General features: G+C 71.1%; 9 protein-coding genes, 1 tRNA gene and 1 rRNA gene. 10 read left to right on the forward strand and 1 reads right to left on the reverse strand.

Annotated features, from left to right (window positions below; genetic code table 11):
* From rrf to HCC30_RS00015, 3 genes are all read left to right on the forward strand, one after another.
* A 5S ribosomal RNA gene (gene rrf, locus HCC30_RS00005) occupies nucleotides 1-93 on the forward strand; the annotation flags it as partial.
* Between the two features lie 104 nt (nucleotides 94-197).
* The gene (locus HCC30_RS00010; RefSeq protein ID WP_169439843.1) at nucleotides 198-884 is read left to right on the forward strand and encodes a DegT/DnrJ/EryC1/StrS family aminotransferase; all 687 of its coding nucleotides are present in this window, start codon (nucleotides 198-200) and stop codon (nucleotides 882-884) included.
* Nucleotides 885-1,017: 133 nt separating this feature from the next.
* A tRNA-Thr gene (locus tag HCC30_RS00015) sits at nucleotides 1,018-1,090 on the forward strand.
* 138 nt (nucleotides 1,091-1,228) lie between these two features.
* Here the strand turns inward: HCC30_RS00015 and HCC30_RS00020 are convergent.
* Complete coding sequence (locus HCC30_RS00020; protein ID WP_169439844.1) at nucleotides 1,229-3,862, reverse strand: SpoIIE family protein phosphatase; 2,634 nt, start codon at nucleotides 3,860-3,862, stop codon at nucleotides 1,229-1,231.
* A gap of 367 nt (nucleotides 3,863-4,229) precedes the next feature.
* Here HCC30_RS00020 and HCC30_RS00025 point away from each other — a divergent pair, with 367 nt between their 5' ends.
* From HCC30_RS00025 to HCC30_RS00055, 7 genes are all read left to right on the forward strand, one after another.
* A complete protein-coding gene (locus HCC30_RS00025) occupies nucleotides 4,230-10,001 on the forward strand; it encodes a HAMP domain-containing protein (protein ID WP_169439845.1) in 5,772 nt (1,923 codons plus the stop codon).
* Nucleotides 10,002-10,281: 280 nt separating this feature from the next.
* Complete coding sequence (locus HCC30_RS00030) at nucleotides 10,282-10,992, forward strand: response regulator (protein ID WP_169439846.1); 711 nt, start codon at nucleotides 10,282-10,284, stop codon at nucleotides 10,990-10,992.
* Between the two features lie 148 nt (nucleotides 10,993-11,140).
* The gene (locus tag HCC30_RS00035; protein ID WP_169439847.1) at nucleotides 11,141-13,912 is read left to right on the forward strand and encodes a DNA translocase FtsK; all 2,772 of its coding nucleotides are present in this window, start codon (nucleotides 11,141-11,143) and stop codon (nucleotides 13,910-13,912) included.
* A 188-nt stretch (nucleotides 13,913-14,100) separates the two neighbouring features.
* Complete coding sequence (locus HCC30_RS00040) at nucleotides 14,101-14,907, forward strand: helix-turn-helix domain-containing protein (protein WP_169439848.1); 807 nt, start codon at nucleotides 14,101-14,103, stop codon at nucleotides 14,905-14,907.
* A gap of 142 nt (nucleotides 14,908-15,049) precedes the next feature.
* On the forward strand, nucleotides 15,050-16,621 hold the full coding sequence (rimO, locus tag HCC30_RS00045) for a 30S ribosomal protein S12 methylthiotransferase RimO (RefSeq protein WP_169439849.1): 1,572 nt from the start codon (nucleotides 15,050-15,052) through the stop codon (nucleotides 16,619-16,621).
* Entirely contained in the window at nucleotides 16,618-17,277 is a 660-nt protein-coding gene (gene pgsA / locus HCC30_RS00050) for a CDP-diacylglycerol--glycerol-3-phosphate 3-phosphatidyltransferase (protein ID WP_169439850.1), read from the forward strand. The genes rimO and pgsA overlap by 4 nt, the downstream gene beginning before the upstream one ends.
* Nucleotides 17,274-17,816, forward strand: a complete 543-nt coding sequence (locus tag HCC30_RS00055) for a nicotinamide-nucleotide amidohydrolase family protein (protein ID WP_346776429.1) — start codon at nucleotides 17,274-17,276, stop codon at nucleotides 17,814-17,816. The genes pgsA and HCC30_RS00055 overlap by 4 nt, the downstream gene beginning before the upstream one ends.
* The last annotated feature ends 130 nt before the right edge of the window (nucleotides 17,817-17,946 follow it).

Consider the following 17,946-nt stretch of genomic DNA (forward strand, 5'->3'; position numbering starts at 1 on the left):
ACGCCCGGTTACATTCCGAACCCGGAAGCTAAGCCTTTCAGCGCCGATGGTACTGCATGCGGGAGCGTGTGGGAGAGTAGGACGCCGCCGAACTCCTTTTAGAGAAAGAGGACTGTGGTCCGGGATTTAATCCCTGGACCACAGTCCTTTTTTGTTGCGTCATCTGTTGTTCACATCACCTGGACAGCATCACAGGCATGGGGACGACACAGTTCATCGCTGCCGGAGTGGGTGCCGGAGACGACGTCGTACTGCCGGCGTTCGGAGGAGAGGCGGCCGCGGTGGCCGTCCGTGAGCTCGGGGCCCGGCCTGTCTTCGCGGACATCGATCCGTGGACCTACTGCATCGATCCGGCCTCGGTCGAGGATGTGCTGACGGAGCGGACCGTCGCCGTCGTCGCGCTCCATCTCTTCGGGCATCCGGCCGACTTGGACGGGCTGCGGGCCGTCGGCGGACGTCACGGGGCGGCTGTGGTGGAGGCCGAGCCGCTGCCGCAGTGCGCGACCGTGGACGCCGTACGCCGTCGGCAGCACGCCGCGTACCTGGACCGCCGGCTGACGGGTGTGGTGAAGCCCGAGGTGGCCGAGGGGACGCAGCACGGGTTCTCCGCGTACGTGGTGCGGGTGCCGGGGAACGGGAGACCGGACCGGGACGCGTTCAAGAGAGCCCTGCGGGCGCGCGGAGTTGAGTGCTACGTCCCCGTGAAGGCGCCTGTGCACCGGCTGCCGGGTTTCTCGGCCGGGACGCGGCTCCCGGTGGCGGAGAGGGCCGCCGACGAGACGCTGGCGCTTCCCGTGGACGCCTCGATGTCGAAGCGGGATCTGCACCGTGTGGTGTCCGCCTGCAACGCCCTGGGCGGCCTGCTGATGGAACCCGCCTGCTGACGTTGCCGGTTGGGCTTCTGCGGCTCGGTTCCGGGCCGCGGAAGGGCGCGTTGACGAGGGGCGGCGGAGGCCCGTCCGGGGTGGTCATCGGGGCTCCGAAAATGATGTAGAGTTTACGTCGTGCACAGCGCACGCCCCAATAGCTCAGTCGGCAGAGCGTCTCCATGGTAAGGAGAAGGTCAGCGGTTCGATTCCGCTTTGGGGCTCAGAGCAAGGAAGTTGAGAAGGCCCCCACCATTCGGTGGGGGCCTTCTTGTGTTTCCGGGGTCCGTGCACGGGCGGGAAAGCGACGAGGGGCGTGTGGCAGCGGGTGGGGATTGTCCCGTGCTGCCACACGCCCCCGGTCACTCCGGTACGCGCATCGCGAGGATCGCCATGTCGTCGGAGGGGGCGTCGCTGGCGAAGCGTTCGACGGCGCGCATGATGCGCGCGGCGACGGCGCCCGCGGTGAGGCCCGTGCAGGTGGTGAGGACGCCGGCGAGGCCGTCGTCGCCCAGCATGCGGGTGCCCTCGCGGCGTTCCGTGACGCCGTCGGTGACGCAGAGCAGGACGTCCCCGGGGTCGAGGACGACGTCCTGTTCGTAGAGTTCGAGGTCGTCGATCACGCCGAGCAGGGGCTGGGGTTCGGCCGCCGGCTCGACGCTGCCGTCCTGGCGGAGGCGGAGCGGCAGCGGGTGGCCGGCGCAGACGACCTTGAGGGCCGCGCTCCCGTCGTCCTGCGGGCGCATCTCGCCGTAGAGCAGCGTGAGGAAGCGGCTGCGGGTGCCCTCGTCGAGGATGGCGCTGTTGAGGCGTTCGAGGACGGCGGGGCCGCCGAGGCCCTCGCGGGCGAGCAGGCGCAGCGCGTGCCGGGCCAGGCCGGTGACGGCGGCGGCCTCGGGGCCCGTGCCGCAGACGTCGCCGATGGCGAACCCGTAGGTGCCCTCGCTGATTTCGAAGAGGTCGTAGAAGTCGCCGCCGACCTCGTTGCCTTCGCCCGCGGCGCGGTAGATGACCTCGACCTCGACTCCGCCCCGTACGTCGGGGAGTTCGGGCGGGAGGAGGCTGCGCTGGAGGGACTGGCTGATGGCGGTGCGCTCCGAGTAGAGGCGCGCGTTGTCCAGGGCGAGTGCGGCCCGTCGGGAGAGGTCCTCGGCGAGTTCGAGGATCTCCTGGCGGAAGCGTTCGTCGGTGGGCTTGCCGAGCGTCAGCATGCCGATGACGCGGTTGCGGGCGACGAGCGGCAGGACGACGGTCTCGCCGCCGACGGCGGCCGCGGTGGCCAGTGCGCCGCCGGGGGCGAGGTGGTGGTCCTCCTCGCCGAGGACGACGCTGCGCAGGGAGGTGCGCAGGGCGGCGGAGTGCGCCGCGTCGGAGGGCGCGGTCCACACGCGGGCGCCCGGGGTGGGGACCGGTTCGGGCGGATCGACCTTGGAGAGCAGGGCCTTGAGGTTGTCGATGCGTTCCTCGTCCTCGTGCAGGACGTAGGAGAGCTTCGGGTCGGAGCCCTGGTCGGCGACGGTGTAGACGGCGCACCAGGAGGAGAGCGTCGGGACCGTCATCTGGGCCATGAGGGCGAGGGTCTGGTCGCGGTCGAGCGTGCCGGCGAGCAGGTCGGACGCCTCGACGAGGAAGGAGAGCGAGCCGCGGCGCAGCCGTTCCAGCTCGGTGAGGCGGGCCCGTTCGACGGCGAGGGCGATGCGGTCGGCGGCGAACTGGAGCCGGAGGGCTTCCTCGTTGGTGTAGCGCCCCGGGGTCTCGGTGGCGACGCCGACGGAGCCGGTGAGGCGGCCCTCGACCTTGAGCGGGACGGTGACGACGGAGCGCATGCCGGTGCCCGCGAGGAGCGGGACGGCGCCGGGGACGACGGTGAGGTCCTCGTGCACGGAGGGCATCCGCGCGGATCCGTACCGCCCGCTGCCGGCCTCGACGGGGACGCGGGCGAAGCGCTGCCGCGCGGAGGGCAGGCCGGTGGAGGCGCGGACCTCCAGCTCGGTCTCGTCGTCGGTGGCGAGGAGGAGGTACGCGGCGTCGCCGTCGAGCATGTCGCGGGCGCGTTCGACGGTGCGCTGGAGCAGGCCGTCGAGGTCGTCCGGGGTGGGGGAGCCGATGAAGACCTCGAACGGGTCCGTGGCCGGGTGCTCGCTCCCGTCCGTGCGCCGTCCCGCGCTGTCGGGCGCCGGGGTGCGGGTGGGCGACTGGAGGACGGCGCGCTCGTGGTCGCGCACCAGCAGGCAGACCGTGGACGGTTCGCCGTCGCCGTCGCGTACCCGCAGGTGGGAGCCGTAGACGGGGAGGGTGCGGCCGTCGACGCCGCGCATGCCGTAGGAGCCCTCCCAGCGGGAGAGCTGGAGTGCCTCGGCGATGCCGGTGCTGGTGCCCGGGGTGTGCGGCCAGGCGGCGAGGTCGGTCAGCGGCTTGCCGACGACCTGTTCCGCGGGGTAGCCGAAGAGTTCCTGTGCGTCGTCGTTCCAGGCGGAGATGGTGCCGCCGCGGTCGACCTGGATCACGGCGACGTGCACCCGGGTGTCCGCGACGGGCAGGGCCGCGTCGGGGAGGGCCGGGCCGGCGGCGCGGGTGCCGACGGGGCGGTCGGGGAGGTCGAGGCGGAACCAGACGTGTTTGTCGGCGGCCGTGTAGTCGACGCCCCAGCGTGAGGCGAGCGCCGCGCACAGCAACAGGCCGCGGCCGCCCTCGCGGTCGGGGCTGCCCATGGCCGCCGAGGGGTCCTGGACGGGGAGTTCGCGCTCGGGGTAGCGGTCGATGACCTCGATGCGGACGCCGTCGGTGTCGCGCAGGCACAGCACTTCGGCGGAGGTGCCCGCGTGCACCACGGCGTTGGTGACCAGTTCGCTGGTGAGGACGACGGCGTCGTCGATGATGTCGGCGAGGCCCCAGCCCTGCAGGGTGTCGCGGACGAAGGCGCGGGCCGTCGCGACGGAACGGCCGACCGGTTCGAAGGTGGCCGCAGCCCTCGCGGTGATCACTGGTCTCCCCATGGGTGTCCGATCGCTGCCCGTGCGCACAGCGGTGTCCGCCGCCGACGTGTGGCCCCCGTCCACGGGAGGCTCCCCTCGCCCGGTGCCCTCCTCTTGCGTCACCGCAGCGCCCCTCCGTTGCCCTTCGTGCTCACGCGGCCGCCCTGGTTCTTCCTTTCCGGTGGCCGGAACGGATGGACAGCCGGATGCCAGGTTACTTACGTTCGCAGTGTGCGCGGGTGCCGGATGCCGGTGAAATCTGTCGGGGGCCGGGCCGAGAGCGGGTGTGCGATGCTGCCGAACTGTTATCGCCTGGTTCGGGCAGGGTGAAACACTGGGAAGGCTCGAAGCAAAAGCCCGGGTGGACGGTCGATCCTGGAGGGACACGGTGGAGTCTGGCGCGGCGGCGCGTAGCACCAACACGCGCGCGAAGGGCGGACGATCCCGGAAGAACGGGACGATCGAAGTGGACGCGGCCGCGGTCAACAGACTGCTGACGGCGCTCGTCTCGATGCGGGACGGCAACTTCCGGAAGCGGCTGACCGTCACGGGCGACGGGCCGATGGCGGAGATCGCCGCGGTCTTCAACGAGGTCGCGGACCAGAATCTGCACCTCACCGGCGAGCTGGCGCGGGTGCGGCGGGTGGTCGGCCGGGAGGGAAAACTCACAGAGCGGCTGGATCCCGGCACCTGTGAGGGCTCCTGGGCGACGGCGATCGAGGCGTCCAACGCGCTGGTCGACGATCTCGTCCGGCCGGTCTCGGAGGTCGGCCGGGTGCTGTCGGCGGTCGCGGACGGTGACCTGGAGCAGCGGATGGATCTGCGCTCCCGGGGGACGGACGGCGCGGGGCATCCGCTGCGCGGCGAGTTCCTGAAGGTCGGCCGTACGGTCAACGGGCTGGTCGATCAACTGTCGACGTTCACCGACGAGGTGACCCGGGTCGCCAGCGAGGTCGGCACCGAGGGCAAGCTCGGCGGGCAGGCCCGGGTGCGTGGGATGTCCGGTTCCTGGAAGGACCTCACGGACTCCGTCAACACGATGGCCTCCCGGCTGACGGCGCAGGTGCGGGACATCGCGCTGGTGACGACGGCGGTGGCGAAGGGTGATCTGTCGCGCAAGGTCACCGTCCACGTGTCCGGCGAGATGCTTGAGCTGAAGAACACCGTGAACACGATGGTGGACCAGCTCTCCTCGTTCCAGTCCGAGGTGACCCGGGTCGCGCGCGAGGTCGGTACCGAGGGTGAACTCGGCGGCCAGGCGCGGGTGCAGGGCGTGGCCGGGGTGTGGAAGGACCTCACCGACTCGGTGAACCTGATGGCCGGCAACCTCACTTCGCAGGTGCGGGAGATCGCCCAGGTCACCACGGCGGTCGCGAACGGCGACCTGTCGCAGAAGATCACGGTGAACGCGCGCGGCGAGGTGGCGCAGCTCGCCGAGACGATCAACACGATGACGGAGACGCTGCGTACGTTCGCCGACGAGGTCACCCGTGCGGCCAACGAGGTCGGTACCGAGGGTGTGCTCGGCGGGCAGGCGCAGGTGCCGGGCGCGGCCGGGATCTGGAAGGACCTCACCGACTCGGTGAACGGCGCGTTCCGGAACCTGACGGCGCAGGTGCGGGACATCGCGCAGGTGACGACGGCGGTGGCCAACGGTGATCTCTCGCAGAAGGTCACCGTCGATGTCTCGGGCGAGATGCTCGAGTTGAAGAACACCGTGAACACCATGGTGGATCAGCTCTCGTCCTTCGGTGCCGAAGTCACCCGCGTCGCACGGGAGATCGGCGTCGAGGGCGAACTGGGCGGCCAGGCGCAGGTGCCGGGTGCGGCGGGGACGTGGAAGGACCTCACGGACTCGGTGAACACCGCGTTCCGGAACCTCACGGGCCAGGTGCGCAACATCGCCCAGGTGACGACGGCGGTGGCCAACGGCGACCTGTCGCAGAAGGTCACCGTCGATGTGTCCGGCGAGATGCTCGAGTTGAAGAACACCGTGAACACGATGGTGGACCAGCTCTCCTCCTTCGCCGAGCAGGTCACGCGGATGGCGCGGGACGTGGGCACGGAGGGCCGGCTGGGCGGTCAGGCCCGGGTGGACGGCGTCTCGGGCACCTGGAAGGACCTCACCGACTCGGTGAACTTCATGGCGGGCAACCTGACGTCGCAGGTCCGCCAGATCGCGCAGGTGACGACGGCCGTCGCGCGGGGTGACCTCTCGCAGAAGATCGAGGTCGACGCGCGCGGGGAGATCCTGGAGCTGAAGAACACCATCAACACGATGGTCGACCAGCTGTCCGCGTTCGCCGACCAGGTGACGCGGGTGGCCCGTGAGGTGGGCACCGAGGGCAGGCTCGGCGGCCAGGCCCAGGTGCCCGGAGTCGCGGGCGTGTGGCGGGACTTGACGGATTCGGTGAACGGCATGGCCGGGAACCTGACGGCGCAGGTCCGCAACATCTCGCAGGTCGCGACGGCGGTGGCGCGCGGTGACCTGTCGCAGAAGATCGACGTGGACGCGCGCGGGGAGATCCTGGAGCTCAAGACCACGATCAACACGATGGTCGACCAGCTCTCGTCGTTCGCCGAGGAGGTCACCCGGGTCGCCCGCGAGGTGGGTACGGAGGGCATCCTCGGCGGTCAGGCCGAGGTCAAGGGTGTCTCCGGCACCTGGAAGGACCTCACCCAGTCCGTGAACTTCATGGCGAACAACCTGACGTCGCAGGTCCGCAACATCGCCGAGGTCACGACCGCGGTCGCGCAGGGCGACCTGTCGAAGAAGATCACCGTCGACGCCAAGGGCGAGGTGCTCGCGCTCGTCACCACGGTGAACACCATGGTGGAGACGCTGTCCTCGTTCGCCGAGCAGGTCACCCGCGTGGCCCGGGAGGTGGGCACCGAGGGGCAGTTGGGCGGCCAGGCCCGGGTGCGGAACGTCTCCGGCATCTGGAAGGACCTGACCGACAACGTCAACCTGATGGCCAACAACCTGACGTCGCAGGTGCGTCAGATCGCGCAGGTCACGACCGCGGTCGCCGGCGGTGACCTCACCAAGAAGGTGACGGTCGAGGCGAGCGGCGAGGTCGCGCAGCTCGCCGACACGGTCAACACGATGGTGACGACGCTCTCGTCCTTCGCCGACCAGGTGACGAGGGTGGCCCGCGAGGTGGGCACCGACGGCATGCTGGGCGGCCAGGCCCGGGTGGCGGGCGTCGCCGGTACGTGGAAGGACCTCACCGAGTCGGTGAACTCGATGGCGTCCAACCTGACGGGCCAGGTGCGGAACATCGCGATGGTCACCACGGCCATCGCCAAGGGCGACCTGACCAAGAAGATCGACATCGAGGCCAACGGCGAGATCCTCGAGCTGAAGACGACGATCAACACGATGGTCGACCAGCTGTCCTCCTTCGCCGAGCAGGTGACCCGGGTGGCCCGGGAGGTGGGCACCGAGGGCCAGTTGGGCGGCCAGGCGCGCGTCCAGGGCGTCGCCGGCGTGTGGAAGGACCTCACCGAATCGGTGAACGAGATGGCGGGCAACCTCACCCGTCAGGTCCGCGCGATCGCCGAGGTCGCCACCGCGGTGACCCGCGGCGACCACAACGTCCGCATCGACGTCGAGGCGGCCGGGGAGATCCTCCAGCTCCAGGGCTACATCAACTCGATGATCACCAACCTGCGCGAGACCACGCTCGCCAACCAGGAGCAGGACTGGCTCAAGGGCAACCTGGCCCGCATCTCCGGCCTCATGCAGGGCCGCCGTGACCTGGAGGACGTCGCCCGCCTGATCATGAGCGAGCTGACGCCCGTCGTCTCCGCGCAGCACGGCGCCTTCTTCCTCGCCGTCTCGCAGGACGAGGACATGGAGGACATCCGCGTCGGCGCCGACGACGAGCGCGGCGAGTCCTACGAGCTGCGGCTGCAGGGCAGTTACGGGTACGCGCACGGCGCGATGCCCGCGACGTTCAAGCCGGGCGAGTCGCTGATCGGCACGGCCGCGGCGGAGAAGCGCACCATCCTGGTGGAGAACGCGCCGCCCGGTTACCTCAAGATCTCCTCCGGCCTGGGGGAGGCCCCGCCGTCGCACGTGATCGTGCTGCCGGTCATCTTCGAGGGGACGGTGCTCGGGGTCGTCGAGCTCGCCTCGTTCCAGCCGTTCACGCAGATCCAGAAGGACTTCCTCAGCCAGATCGCCGAGATGATCGCGACGAGCGTCAACACGATCAGCGTCAACACCAAGACGGAGATCCTGCTGAAGCAGTCGCAGGAGCTCACCGAGCAGCTGAAGGAGCGCTCGGCCGAGCTGGAGAACCGGCAGAAGGCACTCCAGGAGTCCAACGAGCAGCTGGAGGAGAAGGCCGAGCAGCTCGCGCAGACCAACAGCGACATCGAGATCAAGAACCGCGAGATCGAGGAGGCGCGGCAGGTCCTGGAGGAGCGCGCCGAGCAACTGTCGGTGTCGATGCGCTACAAGTCCGAGTTCCTGGCGAACATGTCGCACGAGCTGCGTACGCCGCTGAACTCGCTGCTCATCCTCGCCAAGCTGCTCGCGGACAACGCGGAGGGCAATCTCTCCCCGAAGCAGGTGGAGTTCTCCGAGACGATCCACGGCGCCGGTTCCGACCTGCTCCAGCTGATCAACGACATCCTCGACCTGTCCAAGGTCGAGGCGGGCAAGATGGACGTCAGCCCGACCCGGATCGCGCTGGTCCAGCTCGTCGACTACGTGGAGGCCACGTTCCGGCCGCTGACGGCGGAGAAGGGGCTCGACTTCTCGGTCCGCGTCTCGCCCGAACTGCCCGCCACGCTGCACACCGACGAGCAGCGGCTGCTGCAGGTGCTGCGCAACCTGCTGTCGAACGCGGTGAAGTTCACCGACGGCGGCGCCGTCGAGCTGGTCATCCGCTCGGCCCGGACGGACGTTCCCGACTCGATCCGCGAGCAGATGCTGGAGCACGGTTCGCTGCGGGACGCGGACGCGGAGCTCATCGCGTTCTCCGTGACGGACACCGGCATCGGCATCGCGGCCAGCAAGATGCGCGTCATCTTCGAGGCGTTCAAGCAGGCCGACGGCACGACCAGCCGCAAGTACGGCGGCACCGGCCTGGGCCTGTCCATCAGCCGGGAGATCGCGCGGCTGCTGGGCGGCGAGATCTACGCGGCCAGCGAGCCGGGCCGCGGCTCGACGTTCACGCTGTACCTGCCGCTGCACCCGACCGAACTCCCGCCGCAGGGCTACCCGCAGCTCGGCTCCGGCACCACGCTGGCCGTCTCGGCGGCCGCGGCGACCGGGGCAGCGGCGGCGGAGCCCGTCGAACCCCTGGAGCGGGGCGAGGAGTCCGCTGAGGAGGCGTGGGACGACGCTGCCTCCGCGGCCCCCGGCGACTCCGGCGCGGCCGCGCAGACGGGCGCACAGCCGTCCGGCGCGGCCGACGGCGCGGCGTGGGGGCCCAACGGGCAGGCGACGGAGGCCGGTTCGGCCGCCGCGGCCAGGACCGCACCGGCGCCCGCACCGGCTCCGGCCGAGGACGGCGCCGGCGGGGTGGCCGACGTGGCCGCGAGCGAGGCGGAGCGGGCGGCGGCCTCGCTGGCGCGCCGCCGCAGGCAGCGCTCGGCGAACGGCCCCGAGCGGCACTCGCTGCCGCCCGAGGCGCGCCCCGGTCAGCAGATCCTGCGCAACGGCCGGGAGAACGGCCGGCCGCAGCAGCCGGCGCCCGAGGTCCGGCAGGAGGACGACTCGTGGCTGCACAGCGGCCAGGACCTGGTGGAGCCGGGCCCCGGCGGCGACTTCAGCGGCGAGAAGGTGCTCATCGTCGACGACGACATCCGGAACGTCTTCGCGCTCACCAGCGTCCTGGAACAGCACGGGCTGCAGGTGCTGTACGCGGAGAACGGCCGGGAGGGCATCGAGGTCCTGGAGCAGAACGACAACGTCGCGGTCGTCCTGATGGACATCATGATGCCGGAGATGGACGGCTACGCGACGACGGCCGCGATCCGGAAGATGCCGCAGTTCGCCGGGCTGCCGATCGTCGCGCTGACGGCGAAGGCCATGAAGGGCGACCGGGAGAAGAGCATCGAGGCCGGTGCGTCCGACTATGTCACCAAGCCGGTGGACACCGACCACCTGCTGTCCGTCATGCGGCAGTGGATGCACGGGGAGTGATGTGACACGGTGCAGGTCGGTCACGTGAGCGGTGCCGTGGCGTCCCAAGAGGGCGTCCGGCGCTGACTCTCGGTGGCCGAAGCGGCAGGAAAACACGGTAAAGCGGGAACCTTATGGTCTCCTGGTGCGTTTCTGCTACGGACACAGTGACATCACCGTGACAGGGTGTGGTGGACCGCGACGGGCGGCTACCATGACCCGCACAAGGACGGGCGGCGATGCATAAGGATCCGCCCCAGGGGCGGCGTCCGAGGGGCTGCCGGGGCGAGGAGGACGGGCCATGGTTCAGAAGGCCAAGATCCTCCTGGTCGATGACCGGCCGGAGAATCTGCTGGCGCTGGAGGCCATTCTCTCCGCGCTCGATCAGACGCTGGTGCGGGCATCGTCAGGGGAGGAAGCGCTCAAGGCGCTGCTGACGGACGATTTCGCGGTCATTCTGCTGGACGTGCAGATGCCGGGGATGGACGGTTTCGAGACAGCGGCCCACATCAAGCGGCGGGAGCGCACCCGGGACATCCCGATCATCTTCCTCACGGCCATCAACCACGGCCCGCACCACACCTTCCGGGGGTACGCGGCGGGCGCGGTCGACTACATCTCCAAGCCGTTCGACCCGTGGGTGCTGCGCGCCAAGGTCTCGGTCTTCGTCGAGCTGTACATGAAGAACGTCCAGCTGCGGGAGCAGGCTTCGCTGCTGCGCGTCCAGCTGGAGGGCAACGGCGGCCCGGCCGGCGGCCAGCAGCCCGAGCCCCCGGCGGACGAGGAGGAGGGTGAGCCCCCGGGCCTGCTCGCCGAACTCTCCGCGAGACTCGCGGCCGTGGAGGAGCAGGCCGAGGCGCTGTCCAAACAGCTGGGCGACAGCGCCGACTCGGCCGCGGTCGCCACGGCGGCGCACCTGGAGCGCAAACTCACCGGCCTCCGCAGGGCACTTGACGCCCTGGAGCCCGGCACCGGCGGAAGCGCCTCCACCCAGGTCCCCTCCCAGACCTGACGCGCGCCGCGAGCCCCCGGCGGGAGTGAACCGGAGGGCGGGGCGCGGGAGTTGAGAGACGGTCACGGGGCCCCGGAGGGGTCGCCGTTGCACAGGTGTGCCATGGGCGTCCGTGCCTCCGCAGGCCGGCGACGGTAACCTCACCACCATGGCCTCACGTACGTCCGGATCCGGTAAGGCAGCCGGGAAAGCGCCCGCGAAGAAGGCTGCCGCGAAAAAGGCGCCGGCGAAGAAGGCCCCGTCGGGGAAAGCGCCGGCCAAGAAGACGGCGGCGAAGAAGACCACGGCGAAGAAGTCCGCGGCCAAGGCCCCCGCCAAGGCCAGGGCGAAGCCCGCACCGTCCCCCACCGGCGGCATCTACCGCATGGTGCGCGCCTGCTGGCTCGGGCTGGCGCACGGCGTGGGCGCGGTGTTCCGCGGCATAGGGCGCAGCACCAAGGGACTCGACCCCGCGCACCGCAAGGACGGCCTCGCGCTGCTGCTGCTCGGCGTCGCCCTCGTCGTCGCCGCCGGCACCTGGTCCAATCTGCAGGGACCGGTCGGCGATCTGGTGCAGATGCTGGTCACCGGCGCCTTCGGACGGCTGGACCTGCTGGTGCCGGTGCTGTTCGGCGCCATCGCCGTACGCCTCATCCGGCACCCGGAGAAGCCGGACGCCAACGGCCGCATAGTGATCGGCCTCTCCGCGCTCGTCGTCGGCGTGCTCGGACTGGTGCACATCGGCTGCGGGGCGCCGGGGCGCGGTGAGGGCACGGCCGCCATGCGGGACGCGGGCGGCCTCATCGGCTGGGCCGCCTCCCAGCCGCTCCTGTTCACCGTCGGCGACGTGCTGGCGGTGCCGCTGCTGGCGCTGGTCACCGTCTTCGGCCTGCTCGTCGTCACCGCCACCCCGGTGAACGCCATCCCCCGGCGGCTGCGCGAGCTCGGGGTGCGCCTCGGCGTCGTCGACGGGCACGAGGGCCACGAGGACGCCGACGCGTACGAGGACGAGGACGACGCGCGGCCCGTGCGGCACAGCATGCGCAAGGACCACCTCGACCCGGCGCTCGCCGAGAAGGAGGCGCTGGACAGCCGCCGCAAGGCCAGGGGCAAGGGCCGCGCCGGACGCACGGCCGCCGCCGAGAGCGCCGACTCGGGCCCGGAGACGGCCGGTTCGCCGGACGCCGTGGACGTCGCCGCCGCCGCGGCCGCCTCGCTCGACGGCGCCGTGCTGCACGGCGTCCAGCCCTCACCGCTCGTCGCCGACCTGACGACGGGCGTCACCGCGGAGCGCCGCAAGGCCGCCCGAGCGGGCCAGGTGCCCGGTGCGCGCGGCGAGGAGCCGGGCGCGGACGACGGCGTCGACCGGACGGAGCGCACGCCCGTCCCCGACCTGACCAAGGCGCCCCAGCCGCCGGACCCCGCCTCGCTGCCGCCGCGGGCCGAACAGCTCCAGCTGGCGGGCGACATCACCTACGCGCTGCCCTCGCTCGACCTGCTGGAGCGGGGCGGCCCCGGACGGACCCGCAGCGCGGTGAACGACCAGGTGGTCGAGTCGCTGACCACGGTGTTCAGCGAGTTCAAGGTGGACGCGACGGTCACGGGCTTCACCCGCGGGCCCACGGTGACCCGGTACGAGATCGCGCTCGGCCCCGGCGTGAAGGTCGAGAAGATCACGGCGCTGGCGAAGAACATCGCGTACGCGGTGGCCAGTCCGGACGTGCGGATCATCAACCCGATCCCCGGCAAGTCCGCCGTCGGCATCGAAATCCCCAACAGCGACCGGGAGATGGTCAACCTCGGCGACGTCCTGCGGTCCGCCGAGGCGGCGGGCGAGGAGCACCCGCTGATCGTGGGCCTCGGCAAGGACGTCGAGGGCGGCTACGTCGACGCGAACCTCGCGAAGATGCCGCACATCCTCGTCGCCGGCGCCACCGGCTCCGGAAAGTCCTCCTGCATCAACTGCCTGATCACCTCGGTGATGATGCGGGCCACCCCGGAGGACGTGCGGATGGTCCTCGTCGACCCCAAGCGCGTCGAACTCACGGCGTACGAGGGCATCCCGCACCTGATCACGCCGATCATCACCAACCCGAAGAAGGCCGCCGAGGCGCTCCAGTGGGTCGTGCGCGAGATGGACCTGCGCTACGACGACCTGGCCGCCTTCGGGTACCGGCACATCGACGACTTCAACGCGGCCGTCCGCAACGGCAGCGTCACCCCGCCCGAGGGCAGCGAACGCGAACTCGCCCCGTACCCCTACCTGCTGGTGATCGTGGACGAGCTGGCCGACCTGATGATGGTCGCCCCGCGGGACGTCGAGGACGCCATCGTCCGCATCACGCAGCTCGCCCGTGCCGCCGGCATCCACCTGGTGCTGGCCACGCAGCGCCCGTCCGTCGACGTCGTCACCGGTCTGATCAAGGCCAATGTGCCCTCCCGGCTCGGCTTCTCGACCTCCTCGCTGGCCGACAGCCGCGTCATCCTCGACCAGCCCGGCGCGGAGAAGCTCATCGGCAAGGGTGACGCGCTGTTCCTGCCGATGGGCGCCAGCAAGTCGACGCGGATGCAGGGCGCCTTCGTCACCGAGGACGAGATCCAGGGCGTCGTGCGGCACTGCAAGGAACAGATGGCACCGGTCTTCCGCGAGGACGTGACCGCGGGCCAGGGGCAGAAGAAGGAGATAGACGAGGAGATCGGCGACGACCTGGACCTCCTCTGCCAGGCCGCCGAGCTGGTGGTCTCCACCCAGTTCGGCTCCACCTCGATGCTCCAGCGGAAGCTGCGCGTGGGCTTCGCCAAGGCCGGACGGCTGATGGACCTGATGGAGTCGCGCGGAGTGGTGGGCCCCAGCGAGGGCTCCAAGGCACGGGACGTCCTGATCAAGCCCGATGAATTGGACGGTGTACTGGCGGTCATCCGTGGAGAGCCTCATCCTTGAGGGTGACCCGTGGAACCGTTTCGGTTGCCGGTACGTCAACTCGACGAAGCCGACGACGGGATGTGTCACTGTCAGGCTGTACGGCAATCCTGATGGCGGACCCCTCCGTCGCTCCGCTTGCCCCACCCTTTTGCACCGCCCCTAGACTGAACCTCCAGCAGGTGGCTACACGCTCGAAAGGCGCTCCCGTGTCCATCGGCAATTCACCGGAAGAGGAAGAGGACCGGCCTTCGGTCGGTCGAGCCCTTCAACAGGCCCGTGCTGAGGCGCGGCTGACCGTCGATGAGGTCAGTGCGTCCACGCGGGTGCGCGCGCCCATCGTGCAGGCCATCGAACAGGACGATTTCTCGCGTTGTGGCGGCGACGTGTACGCCCGGGGTCACCTCCGCACGCTGGCGCGCGCGGTCGGTCTCGACGCGGACGAGCTCGTCGCCAGGTTCGACGAGGAACACGGTGGCCGTCCCGCACCCACACCTCCCTCGAACCTGTTCGAGGCCGAGAAGATCCGATCCGAGCCCCGGCGTCCCAACTGGACCGCCGCGATGGTCGCGGCCATCGTCGCGGTGGTCGGTTTCGTCGGGTTCACGCTGGTGGGCGGTGGTGGCGGGGACAGCGAGTCCGGCAAGCCCGTCGCCCGGTCCACCCCGACGACGAAGCCCGAACCGTCCTCCTCCGCGCCCGCCGAGCGGGAGGACCCCAAGCCGTCCGAGAGCGCGATCGCGGCGGCACCGGCCGACAAGGTCACCGTCCGGATGATCGCGGAGAAGAGCAGCAGCTGGATCTCGGCCGAGGACCACAACGGCCGGCTGATCCACGAGGGCGTGCTCGAAAAGGGCCAGACCAAGACCTTCACCGACGACGAGCGGATCAACCTCGTGCTCGGCAACGCCGGCGGCGTGAAGCTCTACGTCAACGGCAAGGAGGTCAAGGAGACCGGCGAGGTCGGCCAGGTGCAGCGGGTCAGCTACACCAAGGGCGACCCGGAGGTCGGCTGAACCGCGAGGCCGCGGCCACGCCCCGGTTCCCCCGGCCCTCGCGGGCCGGAAGGGGCCGGGGCGTCGTCCGTGACGGGGCCCTCCGAGGCCCGGGCCAACCCTGGCGGCGGGCGGCGGCAGTGCGACGAAGTACGCTGAGCGCATGCCCGAACCCCGCACCGTCGCTCTCGTCACCCTTGGCTGCGCTCGAAACGAGGTCGACTCCGAGGAGCTCGCAGGCCGCCTCGCCGCGGACGGCTGGCAGCTTGTGGAGGAGGCCGCAGAGGCCGACGTCGCCGTCGTCAACACCTGCGGTTTCGTCGAAGCCGCCAAGAAGGACTCCGTCGACGCCCTTCTGGAGGCGAACGACCTGAAGGCCCAGGCCCGCGAGGGCGACGGCCGCACCCAGGCCGTCGTCGCCGTCGGCTGCATGGCCGAGCGGTACGGCAAGGAGCTCGCCGAAGCCCTGCCGGAGGCCGACGGGGTGCTCGGGTTCGACGACTACGCGGACATCTCGGGCAGACTCCAGACGATCCTCGGCGGGGGCGTCCACGCCCCGCACACCCCGCGCGACCGGCGCAAGCTGCTGCCGATCAGCCCCGCCGAACGCCAGGACGCGGGCGACGGCGTCGCGCTCCCCGGACACGGCACCGAGCCAGGACTCGACGAGGCACCCGCCGACCTGCCCGACGGCCTGGCCCCCGCCTCCGGGCCGCGGGCCCCGCTGCGGCGCCGCATGGGCAACAGCCCCGTCGCCTCCGTGAAGCTCGCCTCCGGCTGCGACCGCCGGTGCTCCTTCTGCGCCATCCCGTCCTTCCGCGGCTCCTTCATCTCCCGCCGCCCCTCCGACGTCCTGAACGAGACGCGGTGGCTGGCCGAGCAGGGCGTGAAGGAGATCATGCTGGTCTCCGAGAACAACACCTCCTACGGCAAGGACCTCGGGGACATCCGGCTGCTGGAGTCGCTGCTGCCCGAGCTCGCCGAGGTCGACGGCATCGAGCGGGTCCGCGTCAGCTACCTGCAGCCCGCCGAACTCCGCCCCGGACTGGTCGACGTGCTGACCGGGACGGAGGGCGTCGCCCCGTACTTCGACCTGTCCTTCCAGCACTCGGCGCCCGGCGTGCTGCGCGCGATGCGGCGCTTCGGCGACACCGACCGGTTCCTGGAGCTGCTGGAGATGATCCGGACGCGGGCCCCGCAGGCCGGCGTCCGCTCCAACTTCATCGTCGGCTTCCCCGGCGAGACCGAGGAGGACGTCGCCGAGCTGGAGCGCTTCCTGACCTCCGCGCGGCTCGACGCCATCGGCGTCTTCGGGTACTCCGACGAGGAGGGCACCGAGGCCGCCGGGTACGAGGAGAAGAACGACCCCGAGGTGGTCGCCGCGCGGCTGGAGCGGGTCTCCCGGCTGGCCGAGGAACTGACGGCGCAGCGCGCCGAGGAGCGCGTCGGCGACACCCTGCGGGTGCTCGTCGAGGCGGCGGGCGAGGACGAGGGCACCTTCGTGGGCCGGGGCGAGCACCAGGCGCCGGAGACGGACGGCCAGGTGCTGCTCACCGGCCTGGCCGAGGACGCGGGCGCGGAGGGACGCGGAAGCCCCGTCGGACGTATGGTCGAGGCAAAGGTCGTGGCGGCCGAGGGCGTGGATCTCGTCGCCGAGGTGCTCGGCACCGTGGCGGTGGCCGGATCCGGAACGGACGGCGCCCCCGCGGCGGTCAGTGAGGAGGCGGGCCAATGAGCGGAGTGCCGGCCTCCGCAGCCGGCAGCAGCCCGATGGCCAAGCCGAGAGCCACCGCCGCACCGGTGCGGCAGGTCAGCCTCTGGAACATCGCCAACATCCTGACGATGGTGCGGCTGCTGCTGGTCCCCGCGTTCGTGGCGCTGATGCTGTGGGGCGGCGGGCACGACCCGGCCTGGCGTTCCTTCGCGTGGGCGGCGTTCACCGTCGCCATGATCACGGACCTGTTCGACGGCGAACTCGCCCGCAGGTACAACCTCGTCACGGACTTCGGGAAGATCGCCGACCCGATCGCGGACAAGGCCATCATGGGCGCCGCGCTCCTCTGCCTGTCCTCGCTCGGCGACCTCACCTGGTGGGTCACCGGCACCATCCTCTTCCGCGAGCTCGGCATCACGCTGATGCGCTTCTGGGTGATCCGGCACGGGGTGATCCCCGCCAGCCGGGGCGGCAAGCTCAAGACGCTCGCCCAGGGCGTCGGCGTCGGCATGTACGTCCTGGTCCTGACCGGGCCGCTCGCGACGCTCCGCTGGTGGGTGATGGCCGCCGCCGTCGTCCTCACGGTCGTGACCGGGCTCGACTACGTGCGGCAGGCCGTGACGCTGCGGCGTGCGGGACGCGCCCGTGAGCGGGCGGAGCGGGCCGGGCAGCCGTGAGCGGCGACGGCCCGGAAGGCACCGACCCGGCCCTGGTGGCCGCGCAGCTGCTCGGGCTCCTCTCGCACGCGGGACAGACCCTGGCGGCGGCCGAGTCGCTGACCGGGGGACTGGTCGCCGCGGAGATCACCTCCGTGCCGGGCGCCTCCCGGGTCTTCCGCGGCGGTATCACCGCGTACGCGACGGACGTGAAACGGGACGTCCTCGGCGTCGACGGAGCGCTGCTGGACGAACGCGGCGCCGTCGACCCGGACGTGGCACGGCAGATGGCCCGGGGCGTGCGGGCCGCGCTGGGCACCGACTGGGGCGTCGCCACGACCGGCGTCGCGGGCCCGGAGCCGCAGGACGGGCAGCCCGTCGGCACGGTCTTCGTCGCCGTCGCCGGCCCGGACGGCACTGCGGCGGCACAGCGGCTGCGGCTGGACGGGGACCGCGCCGCGGTCCGTGCGGGAAGCGTCACCGGGGTGCTGGAGGCGCTCCTCGGCGAACTGCCCGGGAACGCGGCCGCACAGGATACGGAACAAGCAGGGGGATTTTGATGTTTGCAGCCCTGAGTGAACACGACATCGCTCCCCGCACGGCCGCCGTGGAAGGCGGTACGGTGGAGCCTGAAGGATTCAGGCCCGGCGGGCCGTTGAGGCTGGTCGGGATCAGGCTGTGGAAGACGCC

The sequence above is a fragment of the Streptomyces sp. HNM0574 genome (genome assembly GCF_012726235.1).
Lineage (GTDB): Bacteria > Actinomycetota > Actinomycetes > Streptomycetales > Streptomycetaceae > Streptomyces.

Bases quoted from the DNA above. Each gene is read 5' to 3' on its own strand.
- HCC30_RS00010 (WP_169439843.1), top strand. From the start codon at position 198: ATGGGGACGACACAGTTCATCGCTGCCGGAGTGGGTGCCGGAGACGAC.
- HCC30_RS00020 (WP_169439844.1), bottom strand. From the start codon at position 3,862: ATGGGGAGACCAGTGATCACCGCGAGGGCTGCGGCCACCTTCGAACCG.
- HCC30_RS00030 (WP_169439846.1), top strand. From the start codon at position 10,282: ATGGTTCAGAAGGCCAAGATCCTCCTGGTCGATGACCGGCCGGAGAAT.
- HCC30_RS00035 (WP_169439847.1), top strand. From the start codon at position 11,141: ATGGCCTCACGTACGTCCGGATCCGGTAAGGCAGCCGGGAAAGCGCCC.
- rimO (WP_169439849.1), top strand. From the start codon at position 15,050: ATGCCCGAACCCCGCACCGTCGCTCTCGTCACCCTTGGCTGCGCTCGA.
- pgsA (WP_169439850.1), top strand. From the start codon at position 16,618: ATGAGCGGAGTGCCGGCCTCCGCAGCCGGCAGCAGCCCGATGGCCAAG.